Below are 16,810 nucleotides of genomic sequence, written 5' to 3'. Positions count from 1 at the left end.
TTGCGGATCGCCTAGATGAACATGCCGCCAGAGGCTTCCACGCGTTGGGCATTGATCCAGCGCGTGTCCGCCGACATCAGCGCGACCACGGCCGGGCCGATGTCATCGGGTTTGCCGGCGCGGCCGAGCGCGGTGGACGAGGCGACCATCGCATTGATGCCGGCATCGTCACGCACGCGGCCGCCGCCGAAATCGGTTTCGATCGCGCCGGGCGCCAGCGTGTTGGCACTGATGCCCCGCGCGCCCAGTTCCTTGGCCAGGTAGCGGGTGAACACTTCGATGCCGCCCTTCATCATCGCGTAGGCCGAGCTGCCGGGCAGCGAGAAGCGCGCCAGCCCGCTGGACACGTTGAGGATGCGGCTGCCATCGGCGAGCAGCGGCAGCAGCGCCTGGGTCAGGAAGTAGGGGCCTTTCAGGTGCACGTTGACCAGGTGGTCGAACGAGGCCGGGGTGGTGTCGGCGATCAGCGCGTAGTGGCCTTCGCCGGCATTGTTGACCAGGCCATCCAGGCGCTCACGGCCCCAGTCGGCGAGCTGGGCCTGCAGCCGTTCGACGAACGCGGTGAACGAGGTGCTGTCGGCCACGTCCAGTGGCAACGCGGCAGCGCGTCGACCCAGCGCTTGGATATGCGCGACCACCTCGTCGGCGGCAGTCGATTGGCTGCGGTAGGTCAACACGATGTCGGCGCCGTCGGCGGCCAGGGCGAGGGCGGCGTTGCGGCCGAGGCCACGGCTGCCACCGGTGATCAGCAGGGTGCGGGAAACGGACATGTCCAACTCCAACGGGCGGGTAGGGGACCAGCCTATTGGGCTTGCGAAGACGAATAAACTGCATGATCCTGATATGACTGTTCAATCACGGCCGACAATCAATGGACAGCGTGGCGCAACTGCGTACCTTCCTGCACGTGGCCGAGCGCGGGTCCTTTACCCGCGCGGCAGAAAGCCTGGGCCTGCCGAAGGCCAGCGTGTCGCTGGCGGTACAGCGGCTGGAAGCGGCGCTGGGCACCCAGCTGCTGCACCGGACCACGCGCCGCGTGCAGCTGACTGCCGACGGTGAGCAACTGTTCCAGCGCGCCCGCGACCTGCTGGATGACATGGAGGACCTGCAGGGCATGTTCCGCCGCGATACCGCGCAGCTGCGCGGCCGACTGCGGGTGGACATGTCCAGTGGGCTCGCCCGCCACCTGATCCTGCCGCAGCTGCCGGCCTTCCTGGCACAGCATCCGGGGCTGGAGATCGAACTCAGCGGCACCGATCGCCGTGTCGATCTGGTGCGCGAAGGCTTCGACTGCGTGCTGCGGGTCGGTGCGCTGGACGACAACACGCTGGTGGCGCGACCGCTGGGCAGCATGGACATGGTCAACTGTGCCAGCCCCGGTTACCTCGCCGCGCGTGGCACGCCGCTCACCCTCTACGCGCTCGGTGGGCACCGCCTGGTGCACTACGTGAGCACGCTGGGACAACGGCCCGCAGGGTTTGAATACCGCGATGGCGACCAGTACCGGAGCCTGCCGATGGCCGGTGCGGTGACCGTCAACAGCGGCGATGGCTACACCGCCGCCGCGCTGGCCGGACTGGGCATCATCCAGGTGCCCCGGCTGGGCGTGCGCCAGGCACTGCACGATGGAACGCTGGTTGAAATCCTGCCGCAGCTGCCGTCCGAACCGATGCCGGTGACCCTGCTGTACGCGCAGCGCCGGCACCTTCCCGCGCGGGCGCGAGTGTTCATGGACTGGGTGGCGGCGCTGCTGCAGCCGCACCTGCTGCCCCTGTAGTGTCGAGCTTGCTCGACTCAGGGGCGGTATCGAGCAGGCTCGACATCGTGAAGGTATCGAGCAAGCTCGACACTACTCAATACACGTCGCGCCGGTAGCGGCCCTCGGCCCTCAGCGCATCCACCGCCTCCTCGCCCAGGGTTTCGCGCAGCACGTCGTCCACGCCCTGCGCCATGCCCTGCAGCGAACCGCACACGTACACACAGGCGCCGTCGGCGATCCAGTGGCGCAGCTCCGCACTCGCGGCGCGCAGCAGGTCCTGCACGTACATCCGGGTGCTGCCATCGCGCGACCACGCTTGGTCCACCCGGGCCAGATGCCCCTGCTGCTGCCAGGCGATGATTTCCTGCGCGTACAGCGCATCGCAGGCCTGCTGGCGTTCGCCGAACAGCAGCCAATGGCCGTGCTGGCCTGCGCCGTCGGCTTCGCGCAGCAGACTGCGCAGGCCGGCAATGCCGGTGCCGTTGCCGATCAGGATCATCGGAGGCGCGTCCTCGTGCCGGTGGAAGCCCGCATTGCGCCGCACCCGTGCGGGCACGCTGCTGCCAATGCCAGCATGCAGCGCCAACCAACCCGAACCGATGCCGGGCCGGCCATCCTCGCCCTGCACCAGGCGCACCACCAGCTGCACCTCGCCATCGGCCAGGCAGCTGGCAATGGAATATTCGCGTGTGGGCAACTGCGGCAGCTGGTCGAGCCACTGCGCCGCATCCTGCACGTCCTGCACCTGGTCGATCGGCGGCAACACGCGCCGCGCCGCTGCATCGTGTACGCGCAGTTCCAGCCCATCCACATGCACCTGCGCGTCGGCATCCAGCCCAGCCGCGGCCAGTACCGCGGTGACATCTTCCACGGCCTGGCGCGGTGCCACCTGCAGGATGTCACCGGCCTGCCAGCCCGCGCCGGGCGGCGGCAGCAGGGTCACCTGCCAGATCGCGCCGCCCTGGCTGCCCGGATTGAGCAGCACGCGATCGTGCAACGTCCAGTCCTGCAGCACGCTGTGCGGCCCGGCGTCCTCCGCCACCTCCACGCCGGTCAGCGACGAAAGCTGGGCCTGCCAGCGCTGCAGCGCACGGGCGTCATCGCCATCCACGTCGACGCAGGGGAACAATGCCGCCGCACCCTGTTCGCCCAGCCACTGCTCCACCCGCCGCGCGAAGCCGCAGAAACGTTCGTACTGGCGATCGCCCAGCGCCAGCATCGCGTAGCCCAGTTCCGGCAGCGCCTGGACCTGCGCCAGCACCTTGCGCTCGAAGGCGCGTGCACTGTCCGGGGCTTCGCCATCACCGAACGTGCTGACCACGAACAACGCGCGCCGTGCTTCCTGCAGCGTGCCACCGTCCAGCCGCGCCATCGGGGTGACCTGCACGCGCATGCCAGCCGCCTGCAGCTGGCCGGCCGCGCGCCAGGCCAGTTGTTCGGCCTGGCCACTCTGGCTGGCGAAGGACACCAGCCACGCCGGCCCGTCGGCATGGCCGGCCGACAGCGGTGCGGCGAGGTCCACGCGTGAAGCGCGCACCGCGCGCTTCTTCGCGCGGCGGTCCAGGTACAGCATCCACCCGGTGACGAAGAACAGCACCATAAGCAGGCTCGACAGCATCACGATCAGTCGCCCGGGCAGGCCGAAGAAGCTGCCCGAATGCAGCGCAAACATGCTGCCCAGCACCTTTTCACCGCCATCCAGATCGGCATACGCGCGCTGGTCCAGCACGGCGCCACTGGCGGGATCGATCTGCAGGGTGTCGTAGGCGCGGTCATGATGGGAACGGTCGGCAGACATCACCCGTGCGGTGACCGGGCGGTCGCCGCGCGCCGGCAGCCGCAGGTCGATGTAGCCTTCGCGCACGCCGGGCAGCGCGTACAGGCTGGCCTGCACGCGCTGCAGGTCCAGCGTTCCGCCCGCCTGCAGCGTGGGCGTGGCAACCGATTGCCCACCCAGCAGGCGGGTCACTCCATCGCGGTACCAGTCGAAGGACCACCACAGGCCGGTCAGGGCGATCATCAGGTAGACCGGCAGCACCCAGGTGCCGATCACCGAATGCAGGCTCCACAGGAAGCTGCGGCCGCTGTGTTTCCATTCCACCGCCAGCCAGTTGCGCCAGCTCCAGCATTGCCGCGGCCAGCGCAGGTAGATGCCCGACAGCACGAACACCAGCAGGATGATCGTGCAGCTGCCGGTGACCAGCCGGCCACGGTCGCCCGCGACCAGGCGCCGGTGCAGGTCTTCGGTGAAGTCGAAAAACCCCTGGCCACGCAGTGCGCTGAAGCGCTCGCCGGTGAAGGGATCGAAGTACACCCAGTTGGCACGGCCACCTTCGAACCGGGCCACCGACGGACGCTGGCCGGTGGCATCCACGCGCAGCCGCTGCAGCGCGCTGTCGCTGCCTTCGCCCAGCGTCGCCACCAATGTGTCCAGCGGCAGTGCCTGGCGGCCGTCACCCTGCTGGGTGGCAACGGCGGCGAATTGCGGATTCAGCGCGCGCAACAGGTCGTCCTCGAACGACAGGGCGGCGCCGGTGAGGCCCATCAGGGCAAGCACGGTGCCGGCGGTGATGCCGAGGAACCAGTGCACCTGGAAGAGAACGGTCTTGAACATCGGGGGAGGGGGAAACCGGTAGCGCCGGGCCCGAGGGTCCGGGTACTGCACGAGGGGAGGCGCCGTTGGATGTCCCTACCTTCGGCAAATGAGAATCACTCGCATAGTGTTCCGGTGTAACGCCTCAGGGTCAAGCGCGCTCAGCCGCCGCTTGCCCAGCCTTCGATCTCACCCTTGGCGAACGGTCCCAGCTTCTGCTGCACGATGCGGCCCTGCGCGTCCACCAGCACCGTGTAGGGCAGCAGGCCCTGCGTGTTGCCCAGGCGTACGCTGGCGTCGGCGGGGCCGGGGGTTTCCAGCACGATGGGGTAGTCCACCGGCACCCGTCGCAGGAAATCCTGCACGCCTTCGGCGGTATCCAGTGCCAGGCCAAGCACCTGCACGCCCTGGTCGCCCTGGGCGGCGGCAAAGCGCGCCAGCTCCGGCATTTCTTCCACGCAGGGGCCGCACCAGCTGGCCCATACGTTGATCAGCAGCGGCCGGCCACGGAACCGTTGCAGGTCCACCGGCGCGCCGGAAAGATCCGGCAGCACGATGGGTGGGAGCGGGTCACCGATGCCCGCCGCGGCCGCTGTATTGGTGGGGTCAGGTTCCTTTTGCGCACCGGAAAAAGAACCGGCCCCCTCGTCCGAAGACGTGTCCAGCTGCTGCCCCGCCCACAGCCCCAACCCGCCGGCCAGCATCGCTGTCCACAGCAGGGCCGGCCTCAGCTTCATCGTGCGGTACGCAGCAGCGCTTCTTCAGCCAGCGCCTGGGTCAGCACGCTGGGCAGCACGATCGGCGGCGCGCCGGGGCCGTACACCACGTACAGCGGCACGCCAACGGCCTTGTGTTCATCCAGGAAGGCGGTGATCTGCGGGTCCACGTTGGTGTAGTCGCCGCGCATGTACACCGCGTTGGTCCGCCGCAGCAGCTCCTGGAAATCAGGACGCGACAGCACCGCCCGCTCGTTGGCCTTGCAGGTCACGCACCAGTCGGCGGTCATGTTGACGAACACCACGCGGTTGTCCGCGCGCAGCCGGTCCAGCATTTCAGGCGAATAGGCCACCACGTTTTCGCCCGCAGCCTGCGCCGCCGTTGCCGGCGGGGCCAGCCGGGCAACACCCCACACCGGCGCCAACGCGGCCAGGATCAGCACGCCGGCCAGCAGCGCACCGATCCGCTGGCTGCGCCAGCGGCTGCGCTCGAACCACCACAGGCCCAGCGCCAGCAGCACCAGCCCACCCAGCACCAGCGCCATCGCATCCACGCCGCGCTGCTTGCCCAGCACCCACAGCAGCCACAGCGCGGTGGCGTACATCGGGAACGCCAGCACGTGCTTGAGCGTTTCCATCCACGCGCCGGGACGCGGCAGGCGACGCGCCAGCGTGGGCACGAAACCGACCAGCAGGAACGGCAGCGTCAGGCCCAGGCCCAGTGCCAGGAACACCAGCATCGACTGCAGCGCAGGCGCCGCGAACGCATAGGCCAACGCCGGGCCCATGAACGGCGCCACGCACGGGCTGGCCACCACGCAGGCCAGCACACCGGTGAAGAAATCGCCGACCGGACCGCTGCGCGAGGCCAGCGACTGGCCGATGCCGCCCACGTTGCCGCCCAGGGTGAACACTCCGGACAGGCTCAGCCCGACGGCGAACATCAGGTACACCAGCGCGGCGATGAACCATGGATGCTGCAGCTGGAAACCCCAGCCTGCGGCCTGTCCAGCCGCGCGCAGCGCCAGCACCAGGCCACCGATCACCGCGAACGCCACCAGTACGCCGGCGGTGTACCAGAGCGCATGCGCGCGTGCACGCTGGCGGCTCTCACCGCTCTGCGCCAGGCCCAGCACCTTCAGCGACAGGATCGGCAGCACGCACGGCATCAGGTTCAGCACCAGGCCGCCGGCCAGCGCCAGCAGCAGCACCACCAGCAGGCCCTTGGCGCTGGTCGGTTCCGGCGGGCGCGTGCGCTGTGCGTTGTCCGCGCTGGCATCCGGGCTGGGTGCCGTGGCACCCGCAGTGGCCGCGTCGACACCCACCGCGTCACCGGGCACGGTGTCCGGAATGATCGGCACCACGCGGCGGTTGTCGGTCTTCTCGCTGCCCGTGCCATCGGTGCGCTGCGCCTCGCGCGGCAACGCGGCCGGCAGTTCATTGCCGGCCGCGGTGGTCGCCGCCGTCGCATCGACCTTGCCGGCGGGAATATCCAGCCGCACCCGGCGGGTCATCGGCGGGTAGCAGATGCCATCGGTCTGGCAGCCCTGGAAGGTCACTACCAGGGTGGCATCGAGTGCCTCGGCGCGGCTGCGGTGCAGCGGCAGGGTGGCGTCGGTCTGGTCGAAGAACACCGCCACGTCGCCGAAATGTTCATCGCGGTGCGACTGTGCCTGTGGCCAGCGCAGCGCATCCACGCGGATGCCGTTGGCCCCTTCCAGCTTCAGCGAGGTGCGGTCGCGATACAGGTAATAGCCCTTGGCCGGGGTGAAGCGCAGCAGCAGGGTGTTGCCGTCGTCGACGATGGCTTCGAAGCCGAAGGCCTTCTCCGAAGGCAGCGGCAGGCCCTGCACGGCCGCGGCGGTGCCGGGCAGGCGCAGGCCGCCGCTGTTGCCACCCAGCGGAGTGCCCAACGGCGAAGCACCGGCTGCTGCGGCAATGCCGGTGGAAGCGATGCCGGCGCCAGCACCGCCGCCGGGCAGCGCGACCTGGATCACGCGCTTCTGCGGCGGGTAGCACACGCCCGCATCGGCGCAGCCCTGGAACCGCACTTCCACGCTGACGGTGCCGGCAGCCGCAGCCGGTTGGCCCGGCAATGTCGCGCTCAGGCGCTCGCGATAGGTCTCCACTTCGCCGAAGAAATCATCGTGGTGGCGCTCGCCGGCCGGCATCTTCAACGCGCCCGCATTGAAGGCCGGGTCGGCCTTGGCGCTGGTGCGATGGCGATACAGGTAATAGCCCGGGGCGATCTTCCATTGCAGCTGGATCTGGTCGCGCTCGGTGGCCGTGGCGGTCAGCGCGAACGCGTCGTCCACCGGCAGCAGGTCCTTTTCGCTCAGTGCCCACGCGGGAAGGGAAAGCGCCAGCAGCGCGCACACCGCAACGCTACGACGCAGCGACGCCATCCATCCGGATGTCATGAAACCTGCTTTCATCAACTGTGTTCCTCCCGGGTCTGTGCCCGGATCCAATCCAGATAGGCCGGCAAGCCGGCGCGTGCTTCGACCGCGATGCACTCGGGGAGTTCATACGGATGCAGTTCCACCAGCCGCGCCATCGCGGCATCGAGCCGGCTGGCGGTGGTCTTGACCAGCAGCTGCAGTTCGCTGTCGGTGGTCACTTCGCCCTGCCAGCGATAGGTGGAGCGCGCACCCTCCTGTCGGGTGACGCAGGCCGCCAGCCGCTCGCCGACCAGCGCATGCGCGATGCGCTCGGCGCTGGCCAGGTCAGGGCAGGTGGTGAACAGCAGCAGGACGGGATCGGCGGTGGACATCGCCGCCGAGTATAGGGCCCCGGTCCGGGCAGAAGGCCGGACCGGGGCATGAGCCAAACTGGAAAATGATCAGTTGGCCAGCTGGCAACTGCTCGGCTTGGCGGACGTGAACAGGCCCGGGGTGGCCCACTCGGGGTGGTCGATGAACGGATTGCGGTTGCCCTGGAAGCTGTAGATCACTTCGTTGCGGGCCCGCTCCGCGTCGGTCGGCGGGTCGGCGAGGTGCCAGTCGATCAGGGTGGACAGCAGGCCCATGTAGGCCGGCGAACTGCTGGTCTTGACGATTTTGCTGCGGTCATCGGTCAGCTCCAGGTCCGGCTCGGACTGGCCGGTTGCGGCATCCTTGCCCCCTTCATAACGGATCGCCATGTACATCACCGCGCGCGCCATGTCGCCCTTGCGCTTGCCCCACACTTCGAACGAGCCCTGGTTGCCATCGGGGGTGCGCACCCAGTTGGAGTTGCCCGGGTAGGCGCCGCTGCCGCCGCCCTGGCCGTTGTTGGACTCGGTGGCACGCTCGCCGCAGTTGCTGTCGCACTTGGCGAAAGGCTTGTTGCCGCGGTCGGCATTCCACTGCGCATCGGTCAGGTACAGCATGTGGGTGTCGGTGTAGGGCGCGTAAGGCAGGCCCTTGTCGCCGGTGGTGCTGGCGAAGCCCAGCGAGTTCGGCCAGGTGTGTTCGCGGTTGTAGGTCAACCCACTGCCGGTGCCTGCGCGGCCGCTGCCCTTGACGTAGCTGCGGTTGCGGTAGGCATCCAGCACGTTGCCGGCGTTGTTGGGGTCTTCGTCGGCGATCTCCAGGATGGTCCAGGTGCTGGTGCCCGAGCCGCTGTACGGATACGCGGTGTGGCCCTTGATGGTTTCATGCAGCGAACAGCGCAACTGGCTCGGACTGGAGGTATTCACCCGCGAGTAGTACGTGCCGGGATTACCCGGATTGCCCGGGTCCGGGTTGCCGGTGCTGCTGGCCACGGTGAAGGCGATGCGCGAATCCGCCGCCGGGCGCGCGCCCTGGCTGTCGCTGATGCGGCTGGCCCGGATGTCGAAGCGGCAGGCCTCGCCGGCCACCAGCGCGGTGTTGGTGGAAATCTTCAGCGTGCGGCCACTGGACGGGTGGCTCAGCGGCACGCTGCCGGACTGGCCGCAGCTCAGCGCGAAGGCGCCGCTGGCCAGCGTGACATTCTCGCTGAATACCACTTCCAGGTCACCGGCGGCGGGGAAGCTGCTGCTGCCCTGGCCCGGGGTGGTGGTGGACACCGACGGCGGCGTATTCGGGCCCGGGGTGCCGGGGCTGCCGCTGAAGGTCTGGCCCGTGTTGCAGGCGCCGAAGGTCTGGGCGGCGGACTCGGCCCAGGTGAAATGGGTGTACTGGCTGCCGCTGCCGGTGAGCTGCAGGGAGGTGCCGGGCGCGCTGCCGTTGCTCTCGGCGACCGGGATGTTCTGGCTGGTCAGGCCGGCGGCCGGACCGCTGGCGGCGGTGATGGTGCCCTCGTAGCTGAGGAACTGGACCACCGCACCGCTGGCATCGACCAGTGCGATGCCATCGTTGGACCCGTTCTGCAGGCCATTGGTCGGGTAGCTGACAACCGCGATACTGGCGCTGCCACAGGCTGCCGTGGTGCCGGCCGGGACCGGGTTGTTGGCATACACGCTGGCCGCCGACGGGGTGCTGCCGTTGTACAGGTACAGGCGGTAACCGGACAGGTCCTCGCCCGCGGTGGCGACCACTTCAATCGCCTCGCCGACGTCCCCGGCCGGGGTGCTGTCGTCGTAGTGCAGTTCGTTGATGAAGACCTCGGCCCGGGCGGGCGAGATCGCCAGCGCCAGCAGGCAGCCAGCGGCAAGTGGTGACAGCATTCGCATCGACTACTCCTTGTGAGCGGATCCCCTGAGGGGAATCTAAGCCGATTGCGTGACACTTCTGTCTTATTCGGCACGGTTGAGCCCAATGACGTGACGGTGGTCACCAAAAAAATTCTTTACTGGGCCCCTTGAAAGGGCAGGTGCGGGCTCCATCTCTGCTGTGTCCCGGTCAGCCGGGCTTTTTTCTCGCGCGGTTCTGGCAGTCACCTGGGGTGAGTGCTAAAGTCGCCGGAATACTTCCGTACAATCAACAACTTGAGAGGTCTCACATGAGCAACTTGAAGCCGCTTCACGACCGCGTCGTAGTCAAGCCGATCGAAGCCGACGAAATCTCCGCCGGCGGCATCCTGATCCCGGACTCGGCCAAGGAAAAGTCGACCAAGGGTGAAGTCGTTGCCGTGGGCCCGGGCAAGGCGCTGGACAACGGCAGCGTGCGTGCCCCGTCGCTGAAGGTCGGCGACAAGGTCATCTACGGCCAGTACGCCGGCAGCAGCTACAAGGAAGCCGGCGTGGAATACAAGGTCCTGCGCGAAGACGACGTGCTCGCCATCATCGGCTGAGCTGCTGTCGCGCAATCCGTTACCCCGTAGACCCCTTTCATATCAATGCTGCCGGGCTTGGCCCGGCGCTACATAACAGGTGAATTCAATGGCTGCCAAAGATATTCGTTTCGGTGAAGACGCCCGCGCCCGCATGGTCCGTGGTGTCAACGTGCTCGCCAATGCCGTGAAGGCAACCCTGGGCCCGAAGGGCCGCAACGTCGTGCTCGAAAAGAGCTTCGGCGCCCCGACCATCACCAAGGACGGCGTGTCCGTTGCCAAGGAAATCGAACTGGCTGACAAGTTCGAGAACATGGGCGCGCAGATGGTGAAGGAAGTTGCTTCGCGCACCAATGACGACGCCGGCGACGGCACCACCACCGCCACCGTGCTGGCCCAGGCCCTGATCCGCGAAGGCGCCAAGGCCGTTGCTGCCGGCATGAACCCGATGGACCTCAAGCGCGGTATCGACAAGGCCGTGATCGCCGCCGTCGCCGAGCTGAAGAAGATCTCCCAGCCGACCGCTGACGACAAGGCGATTGCCCAGGTCGGCACGATCTCGGCCAACTCGGACGAGTCGATCGGCAACATCATCGCCGAAGCGATGAAGAAGGTTGGCAAGGAAGGCGTGATCACCGTTGAAGAAGGCTCGGGCCTGGACAACGAGCTGGACGTCGTCGAAGGCATGCAGTTCGACCGCGGCTACCTGTCCCCGTACTTCGTCAACAACCAGCAGGGCCAGACCGCTGACCTGGATGACCCGTTCATCCTGCTGCACGACAAGAAGATCTCCAACGTGCGTGACCTGCTGCCGGTGCTGGAAGGCGTCGCCAAGTCGGGCAAGCCGCTGCTGATCGTGGCTGAAGAAGTCGAAGGCGAAGCGCTGGCGACCCTGGTGGTCAACACCATCCGCGGCATCGTGAAGGTCGTGGCCGTGAAGGCTCCGGGCTTCGGCGACCGTCGCAAGGCGATGCTGGAAGACATGGCCGTGCTGACCGGCGGCACCGTGATTTCCGAAGAAGTGGGCCTGTCGCTGGAGAAGGCCACCATCACCGACCTGGGCCGCGCCAAGAAGGTGCAGGTTTCCAAGGAAAACACCATCATCATCGACGGTGCCGGCGACGCTGCAGGCATCCAGGCGCGCGTCACCCAGATCAAGACCCAGATCGAAGACACCTCGTCCGATTACGACCGCGAGAAGCTGCAGGAACGCGTGGCCAAGCTGGCCGGCGGCGTTGCAGTGATCAAGGTCGGCGCGTCGACCGAAATCGAAATGAAGGAAAAGAAGGCCCGCGTTGAAGACGCCCTGCACGCAACCCGCGCAGCCGTCGAAGAAGGCGTGGTCCCGGGCGGCGGCGTGGCCCTGGTGCGTGCGCTGGTCGCCGTCGGCGATCTGAAGGGTGCCAACGAAGACCAGACCCACGGCATCCAGATCGCCCTGCGCGCCATGGAAGCCCCGCTGCGCGAGATCGTGGCCAACGCCGGCGAAGAGCCGTCGGTCATCCTGAACAAGGTGAAGGAAGGTACCGGCAACTACGGCTACAACGCCGGCAACGGCGAGTTCGGCGACATGGTCGAGTTCGGCATCCTGGATCCGACCAAGGTGACCCGTTCGGCCCTGCAGAACGCCGCTTCCATCGCGGGCCTGATGATCACCACCGAAGCCATGGTGGCCGAAGCCCCGCGCAAGGAAGAAGCTGCCGGCGGCGCCGGTGGTGGCATGGGCGGCATGGGTGGCATGGGCGGCATGGACTTCTAAGTCCAACGCTTCCCGTAGCACCTGCATCATCAAGAACCCCGCCGGAAACGGCGGGGTTTTTTCATGGGCGCGCTGCGGTGGGTGACGAGCGAGATTTGGTGGGTGATGACCGGTGGTCGTGGTGGGTGACGACCGTTGGTCGTCACGCTGTTGACTCTCCGTTCCGGCATTGCAATGCCTGGAACACGCCGCGCTTCACGCTCGCCGAGCATGGCTCGGCGCTACCAACGCCGGCTTTCCGTTCCGACAACGCGATGCCTGGAACACGCCGCGCTCCGCGCACGCCGAGCATGGCTCGGCGCTACCACCGGCAGCGCCACGTAATCCCGGTAGCGCCGAGCCATGCTCGGCGGCTTTCCGTTCCGGCATTGCGATGCCTGACGCACGCCGCGCTCCGCGCTCGCCGAGCACGGCTCGGCGCTACCACCTTCGTCACTCAGTCGACTGCGTCCCGCAGCAACTTTTCCACTCGTGCGAGCGCTTCGCGGCTTGCTGCGTGGCTGCCGCGAGACACCCAGGAAAATCCATCATCCTGAAACCGGGGAAACAGATGAAGATGGAAGTGGCCCAACTCGTTGAACCGGCCGTTGTTTTGCAGCAGCGACACGCCATCGCACTTCAGGCGACCCTGCAGCCTGCTTGCCAGTGCTTTGGCTGCAAGCATGAGTTCGGCCAGAAGAGCGTCGGGCAGGTCGGTTATATCGGCATGGTGCTGGCGCGGACAAAGGAGGATGTGGCCTTCGTTGATCGGCCTGTGATCCAGAAAGCACACGATGTGCTCATTCTGGAAAACGACGCTGGCCTCCAGCAGGCCGGAGACGATGGCGCAGGCAACGCAATGTGGCATCAATGCAGTCCATCAAGACGGAGCATAAGGATCTTCTGCACCATGCATGTAGCCCTTGCGGAAATGAGGCTGTCGCAGGGTTTCTGCCGTGCACACCGAGGAGCCACCTGTGCCGAAGCGCAAGGTGGCGGACGGTGCGGGTTGGCATGCCGGCTGAGCACCCCCCCCAGATTGACCGGCGGATCAAAGATCCCCGCGCACCGTCCACCATGAACCGGGCGGTACGGTGCATTCTCTGTCCTGACGCCAAGCATGGGCAGAGTGCGGGGGGGGGTTACTCAAATCGGGATGCCAATCCCGGCGGGCCTTGTCGGTCCGCGGGGACATGATGCGTATTCCCCATGTGCAGGGCTATCAGGAAAGCTGCAAAGCCGTCGACGCCTCTGGTGCAGCCCCATCTGTGCGCACCGCTGAGGCATCGCTGACATCACCCTCATCCCTACAACATGCATAGCAACGTTGAGATGTGCAAGCGGCGGCGCCGACGTAAGATCGATCATGTCAGCCACTTAGGAATGCCATGAAGGCGTACAAGAGCGAGCATGCCAAGCAACTCTTCAGAGACCCGGTTCGCGCCGTGCACCTGCGATAGTTGCTCGTGGACGAGTTCCGGTCACATTCGGACGCACGTTCACTGAGTGCAGCAAGCTCCAGGGGGCAGGATTCCGCCGCGTCACGCACGCAGATAGAGAAGTTGCGCGCACGCCTGGACGCACTCAGGAAGTCCGAGATTGAGAGCGGCGCTGGCTCATCCGCAGCGGTTGATCGGATGCTGGAACGGCTGGACGAGATCCAGGAAAAGATGGAGCTCTGACAGACAGCTGGGATGGGAGGAGGGTAGTGAACATCGCGTTTCCTGCGGTCGACATCTTCTTCCTGCTCGCGCCGGGTTTCCCTGCAAGGATGCCGAACCAGAAGCTCGAAAGTGAGGTGATCGACTATTCGCCGTTTGGTGCTGTAGTCGCACAAGCTTTGCTCTGGGCCCTCGTTCTCCACGGCATCTGGATTGCCTGCATGCGCGGATGGTCCGAGCGTCGAGGATTCGGCGAGGGTCGCGACTTCGTTGCGGTCGATGACCAGGATCTCCCTCTTGCATCCGAAACTGCACGCTTCAGCCGCGTGGCTGGCGACTATCTCGTGCTCCGCTACGATCAGGTTTCCACCCTGACGCCGCGTCGGGTGCGTGATGGGCCATGTCGCGGCGCAATCGGTTGCTGAACGCTCTCTCCAGTTGCCGATGTAACAGTTGGCAGCCCTGAAACCCTGTGTTATCAATACTCCCCAATGAACGCACGCCACGCCAACTCGTACTTTTGGTATTACTTTCCGAAGCCACCGGCGGAGGAAGGACTGCGTTCACCCTGAAGAAACCCTTCAGCCGCATTCCCGAAAGCCGCCAGCGACCCTGGCGGCTTTTTTGTTGCCGCCACGCTGGGGACCCCCACACGCTCGAGAGACCCCCGCCATGCCCCCCCATACCGACGACCTCCGCATCCGCAAGATCGAACCCCTGACCCCGCCGGCGCAGCTGCTGGCGATGCTGCCCTGCGACGATGAAGCATCCGATACGGTCAGTGCCTCGCGCGCGGCGCTGCACGCCATTCTGCACGGAACCGATGACCGCCTGGCGGTGGTGGTCGGGCCGTGTTCGATCCACGACCCGGCCGCAGCCATCGAGTACGCCCAGAAGCTCAAGCCCCTGCGCGACGCGCTGGCTGGCGAACTGGAGATCGTCATGCGCGTGTACTTCGAAAAGCCGCGCACCACGGTGGGTTGGAAGGGCCTGATCAACGATCCGGACCTGGATGGCAGCTTCAACATCAACAAGGGCCTGCGCATCGCGCGTGGCCTGCTGCGCGACATCAACAAGCTCGGATTGCCGGCCGGCGTCGAGTTCCTCGATGTGATCTCGCCGCAGTACATCGCCGACCTGGTGGCCTGGGGCGCGATCGGTGCGCGTACCACCGAAAGCCAGGTGCATCGCGAACTGGCCTCGGGCCTGTCGTGTCCGGTGGGCTTCAAGAACGGCACCGACGGCAACATCAAGATCGCCGCGGACGCGGTGGGCGCGGCGACCAATCCGCATCATTTCCTGTCGGTGACCAAGCAGGGCGACACCGCCATCGTGGCCACCGCCGGCAACCCGGATTGCCATGTCATCCTGCGCGGCGGCAAGCAGCCGAACTATGATGCAGCCAACATCGCCGATGCCTGCCAGGTGCTGGCCAAGGCCAGGCTGCCGACGCGGCTGATGGTCGATGCCAGCCATGCCAACAGCCTGAAGAACCCGGACAACCAGCCGAAGGTGATCGAGGACATCGCCGTGCAGATGGTCGACGGCGAGCAGCGCATCGTCGGGGTGATGATCGAAAGCAACCTGGTTGGCGGACGCCAGGAACTGGTGGAAGGCCAGCCGCTGGTGCATGGCCAGAGCATCACCGATGGCTGCATCGACTGGGCGACCACTGAAGTGGTGCTGGAACGACTGGCGGCGGCCGTGCGTGAGCGCCGTGAAGCGATCGCGGCGATGTCCGAAGAAGTACAAACCGAAGCCGCCTGAGCGGTGCAACGCGTGTGGGTGACGGCTGCTGCCTGCGGGGGCGCGCCGTCATCAGCGGGGGCTGGCGGAGTTGGCAGCCACCGCAGCCGCACCGGCGATGCGCCTGGCGCTGGGCAATGACCCGGCGCCAGGTCCATCGCCGGGGGGGCGGGCAGGCAGGTTCGTGTTGCCATGGTAATGCAATCGCATTACCATGCCGGGACCCCGTATGGTGACTTGCCATGGCTGCTCCCTTGGATGTCGAATCCACCCTGACCGACCGCTACCAGACCACCGTGCCGGAAACCGTGCGGCGCGCGCTGCGCCTCGGCAAGCGGGACCGCATCCATTACTCGATCCGCGCGGACGGCGAAGTAGTGCTCACCCGGGCGGCCGATCACGTGACCGATGATCCCGCGCTGCTGCCCTTCCTGGCCTTGCTGGCGCAGGACATCGCCGAGCATCCGGAGCAGCTGCAGGCGCTCGATGCGGGGCTTGCGCAGCGATTGCAGCACTTGGTGGGCGATGCCGAGATCGACCTGGATGCCGCCCTTGCAGCGGACGATGAATGACGGTGTCCTCGCCGTTGACCGTGCATGGCTGGACGATCTTCGCCCATCCGTTGTTCCTGGCGCAGCTCGATGCACTGACCCTGCAGGTCGAAGCTTCGAAGGCCAGGGATCCGGCCGGCTACCTGAAGAAGAACGCGAGCAAGCGGCTGGCGGCGATCGTCCGGCTGGCTTTCGACATCATCCCGCAGGACCCGACGCGCGCGGAGTATCGCCAGGGCACTACGCTGGGCGACGATCACAAACACTGGTTCCGGGCGAAGTTCTTCCAGCAATACCGGCTGTTCTTCCGCTACCACGCAGCCAGCAGGATCATCGTGCTGGTCTGGGTCAATGATGAAGACAGCAAGCGCGCATATGACAGCCGTGACGACGCTTACCGGGTGTTCCGTCGCATGCTGGAAAGCGGGCATCCACCTGACGGATGGCCCGCCCTGCTGGCAGAGGCCCGTGCGGCAGCGGAGCGGTTTGGGCAGATAACGCGTCCGCTTACCCTGCATGAGGCCCCGCGATGAGGCCGCTGCATGCGCACGAACGCCTGTTGATCGAGGCCGTCGCCGCTGTGTTGCCTGCCGAACCTGCAGCGCAGCTGCGCGCGGATGTGGGCGTGGCGATGGCGGTGGATGAAAGCACGTTGCTGGTGGGCTTCGTGCTGGCCGGCCATGCGCGCCCAACGCCGGCCGGCGATCATCCCTATCCGGTGGAAATCGAGGTGCCCGACACCGATGGCGAGGCGCTGAGCATCATCCTGTCCGCCGATGAAGACGGCCGGTTGCTGCAGCTGGAGATCATCCGCTGGGACGACGAGGCGGTGCGGGCGCCGAAGTGGGATGAGGCGACGTACGCGGTGTAG

15 protein-coding genes are annotated in these 16,810 nt (G+C 66.7%); 8 read left to right on the top strand and 7 right to left on the bottom strand.

The window, feature by feature from the left end:
- Window positions 1–11: 11 nt before the first annotated feature.
- Window positions 12–770: an SDR family NAD(P)-dependent oxidoreductase gene (locus ABE522_RS01155; RefSeq protein WP_346589985.1), complete on the bottom strand. Its 759-nt coding sequence runs from the start codon at window positions 768–770 to the stop codon at window positions 12–14.
- A 101-nt stretch (window positions 771–871) separates the two neighbouring features.
- Between ABE522_RS01155 and ABE522_RS01150 the strand changes: the two genes are divergently transcribed.
- Window positions 872–1,777: a LysR family transcriptional regulator gene (locus tag ABE522_RS01150; protein ID WP_346589984.1), complete on the top strand. Its 906-nt coding sequence runs from the start codon at window positions 872–874 to the stop codon at window positions 1,775–1,777.
- Window positions 1,778–1,853: 76 nt separating this feature from the next.
- Here ABE522_RS01150 and ABE522_RS01145 read toward each other — a convergent pair whose 3' ends face one another.
- The 5 genes from ABE522_RS01145 to ABE522_RS01125 form a co-directional block, all read right to left on the bottom strand.
- Window positions 1,854–4,373, bottom strand: coding sequence for a PepSY domain-containing protein (locus ABE522_RS01145; protein WP_346589983.1), 2,520 nt, complete (start codon window positions 4,371–4,373; stop codon window positions 1,854–1,856).
- Between the two features lie 140 nt (window positions 4,374–4,513).
- Entirely contained in the window at window positions 4,514–5,089 is a 576-nt protein-coding gene (locus ABE522_RS01140) for a TlpA family protein disulfide reductase (protein ID WP_346589981.1), read from the bottom strand.
- Complete coding sequence (locus ABE522_RS01135; RefSeq protein WP_346590105.1) at window positions 5,086–7,473, bottom strand: protein-disulfide reductase DsbD family protein; 2,388 nt, start codon at window positions 7,471–7,473, stop codon at window positions 5,086–5,088. Before ABE522_RS01135 ends, ABE522_RS01140 begins: the two co-directional genes overlap by 4 nt.
- A gap of 29 nt (window positions 7,474–7,502) precedes the next feature.
- Window positions 7,503–7,841: a divalent-cation tolerance protein CutA gene (gene cutA / locus ABE522_RS01130; RefSeq protein WP_042614506.1), complete on the bottom strand. Its 339-nt coding sequence runs from the start codon at window positions 7,839–7,841 to the stop codon at window positions 7,503–7,505.
- A 69-nt stretch (window positions 7,842–7,910) separates the two neighbouring features.
- Entirely contained in the window at window positions 7,911–9,704 is a 1,794-nt protein-coding gene (locus ABE522_RS01125) for an endonuclease (protein ID WP_346589979.1), read from the bottom strand.
- Window positions 9,705–9,973: 269 nt separating this feature from the next.
- Between ABE522_RS01125 and ABE522_RS01120 the strand changes: the two genes are divergently transcribed.
- Both ABE522_RS01120 and groL read left to right on the top strand, forming a co-directional pair.
- Window positions 9,974–10,264: a co-chaperone GroES gene (locus ABE522_RS01120; RefSeq protein ID WP_042614504.1), complete on the top strand. Its 291-nt coding sequence runs from the start codon at window positions 9,974–9,976 to the stop codon at window positions 10,262–10,264.
- Window positions 10,265–10,352: 88 nt separating this feature from the next.
- Window positions 10,353–12,002 (top strand): chaperonin GroEL, encoded by a 1,650-nt coding sequence (gene groL, locus ABE522_RS01115; protein ID WP_042614503.1) that lies wholly within the window; start codon window positions 10,353–10,355, stop codon window positions 12,000–12,002.
- Between the two features lie 436 nt (window positions 12,003–12,438).
- Here the strand turns inward: groL and ABE522_RS01110 are convergent, their stop codons facing one another.
- A complete protein-coding gene (locus tag ABE522_RS01110; protein WP_346589977.1) occupies window positions 12,439–12,849 on the bottom strand; it encodes an HIT family protein in 411 nt (136 codons plus the stop codon).
- 840 nt (window positions 12,850–13,689) lie between these two features.
- Here ABE522_RS01110 and ABE522_RS01105 point away from each other — a divergent pair.
- The 5 genes from ABE522_RS01105 (at window position 13,690) to ABE522_RS01085 (ending at window position 16,810) form a co-directional block, all read left to right on the top strand.
- A complete protein-coding gene (locus tag ABE522_RS01105) occupies window positions 13,690–14,067 on the top strand; it encodes a hypothetical protein (RefSeq protein ID WP_346589975.1) in 378 nt (125 codons plus the stop codon).
- A 247-nt stretch (window positions 14,068–14,314) separates the two neighbouring features.
- On the top strand, window positions 14,315–15,409 hold the full coding sequence (locus tag ABE522_RS01100; protein ID WP_346589974.1) for a 3-deoxy-7-phosphoheptulonate synthase: 1,095 nt from the start codon (window positions 14,315–14,317) through the stop codon (window positions 15,407–15,409).
- Between the two features lie 221 nt (window positions 15,410–15,630).
- Entirely contained in the window at window positions 15,631–15,960 is a 330-nt protein-coding gene (locus ABE522_RS01095) for a type II toxin-antitoxin system PrlF family antitoxin (protein WP_346589973.1), read from the top strand.
- Complete coding sequence (locus ABE522_RS01090; RefSeq protein ID WP_346589971.1) at window positions 15,957–16,472, top strand: type II toxin-antitoxin system YhaV family toxin; 516 nt, start codon at window positions 15,957–15,959, stop codon at window positions 16,470–16,472. The genes ABE522_RS01095 and ABE522_RS01090 overlap by 4 nt, the downstream gene beginning before the upstream one ends.
- Window positions 16,469–16,810: a DUF6984 family protein gene (locus tag ABE522_RS01085; protein WP_346589970.1), complete on the top strand. Its 342-nt coding sequence runs from the start codon at window positions 16,469–16,471 to the stop codon at window positions 16,808–16,810. The genes ABE522_RS01090 and ABE522_RS01085 overlap by 4 nt, the downstream gene beginning before the upstream one ends.

The organism is Stenotrophomonas lacuserhaii, assembly GCF_039674585.1.
Lineage (GTDB): Bacteria > Pseudomonadota > Gammaproteobacteria > Xanthomonadales > Xanthomonadaceae > Stenotrophomonas > Stenotrophomonas pennii_A.
The sequence above is the reverse complement of the archived record's forward strand: the minus strand, read 5'-3'. Positions and strand labels throughout refer to the sequence as shown.

Coding starts and splice junctions, on each gene's coding strand:
- ABE522_RS01155 (WP_346589985.1), bottom strand. CDS start 770: ATGTCCGTTTCCCGCACCCTGCTGATCACCGGTGGCAGCCGTGGCCTC.
- ABE522_RS01150 (WP_346589984.1), top strand. CDS start 872: ATGGACAGCGTGGCGCAACTGCGTACCTTCCTGCACGTGGCCGAGCGC.
- ABE522_RS01145 (WP_346589983.1), bottom strand. CDS start 4,373: ATGTTCAAGACCGTTCTCTTCCAGGTGCACTGGTTCCTCGGCATCACC.
- ABE522_RS01140 (WP_346589981.1), bottom strand. CDS start 5,089: ATGAAGCTGAGGCCGGCCCTGCTGTGGACAGCGATGCTGGCCGGCGGG.
- ABE522_RS01135 (WP_346590105.1), bottom strand. CDS start 7,473: ATGGCGTCGCTGCGTCGTAGCGTTGCGGTGTGCGCGCTGCTGGCGCTT.
- cutA (WP_042614506.1), bottom strand. CDS start 7,841: ATGTCCACCGCCGATCCCGTCCTGCTGCTGTTCACCACCTGCCCTGAC.
- ABE522_RS01125 (WP_346589979.1), bottom strand. CDS start 9,704: ATGCGAATGCTGTCACCACTTGCCGCTGGCTGCCTGCTGGCGCTGGCG.
- ABE522_RS01120 (WP_042614504.1), top strand. CDS start 9,974: ATGAGCAACTTGAAGCCGCTTCACGACCGCGTCGTAGTCAAGCCGATC.
- groL (WP_042614503.1), top strand. CDS start 10,353: ATGGCTGCCAAAGATATTCGTTTCGGTGAAGACGCCCGCGCCCGCATG.
- ABE522_RS01110 (WP_346589977.1), bottom strand. CDS start 12,849: ATGCCACATTGCGTTGCCTGCGCCATCGTCTCCGGCCTGCTGGAGGCC.
- ABE522_RS01100 (WP_346589974.1), top strand. CDS start 14,315: ATGCCCCCCCATACCGACGACCTCCGCATCCGCAAGATCGAACCCCTG.
- ABE522_RS01095 (WP_346589973.1), top strand. CDS start 15,631: ATGGCTGCTCCCTTGGATGTCGAATCCACCCTGACCGACCGCTACCAG.
- ABE522_RS01090 (WP_346589971.1), top strand. CDS start 15,957: ATGACGGTGTCCTCGCCGTTGACCGTGCATGGCTGGACGATCTTCGCC.
- ABE522_RS01085 (WP_346589970.1), top strand. CDS start 16,469: ATGAGGCCGCTGCATGCGCACGAACGCCTGTTGATCGAGGCCGTCGCC.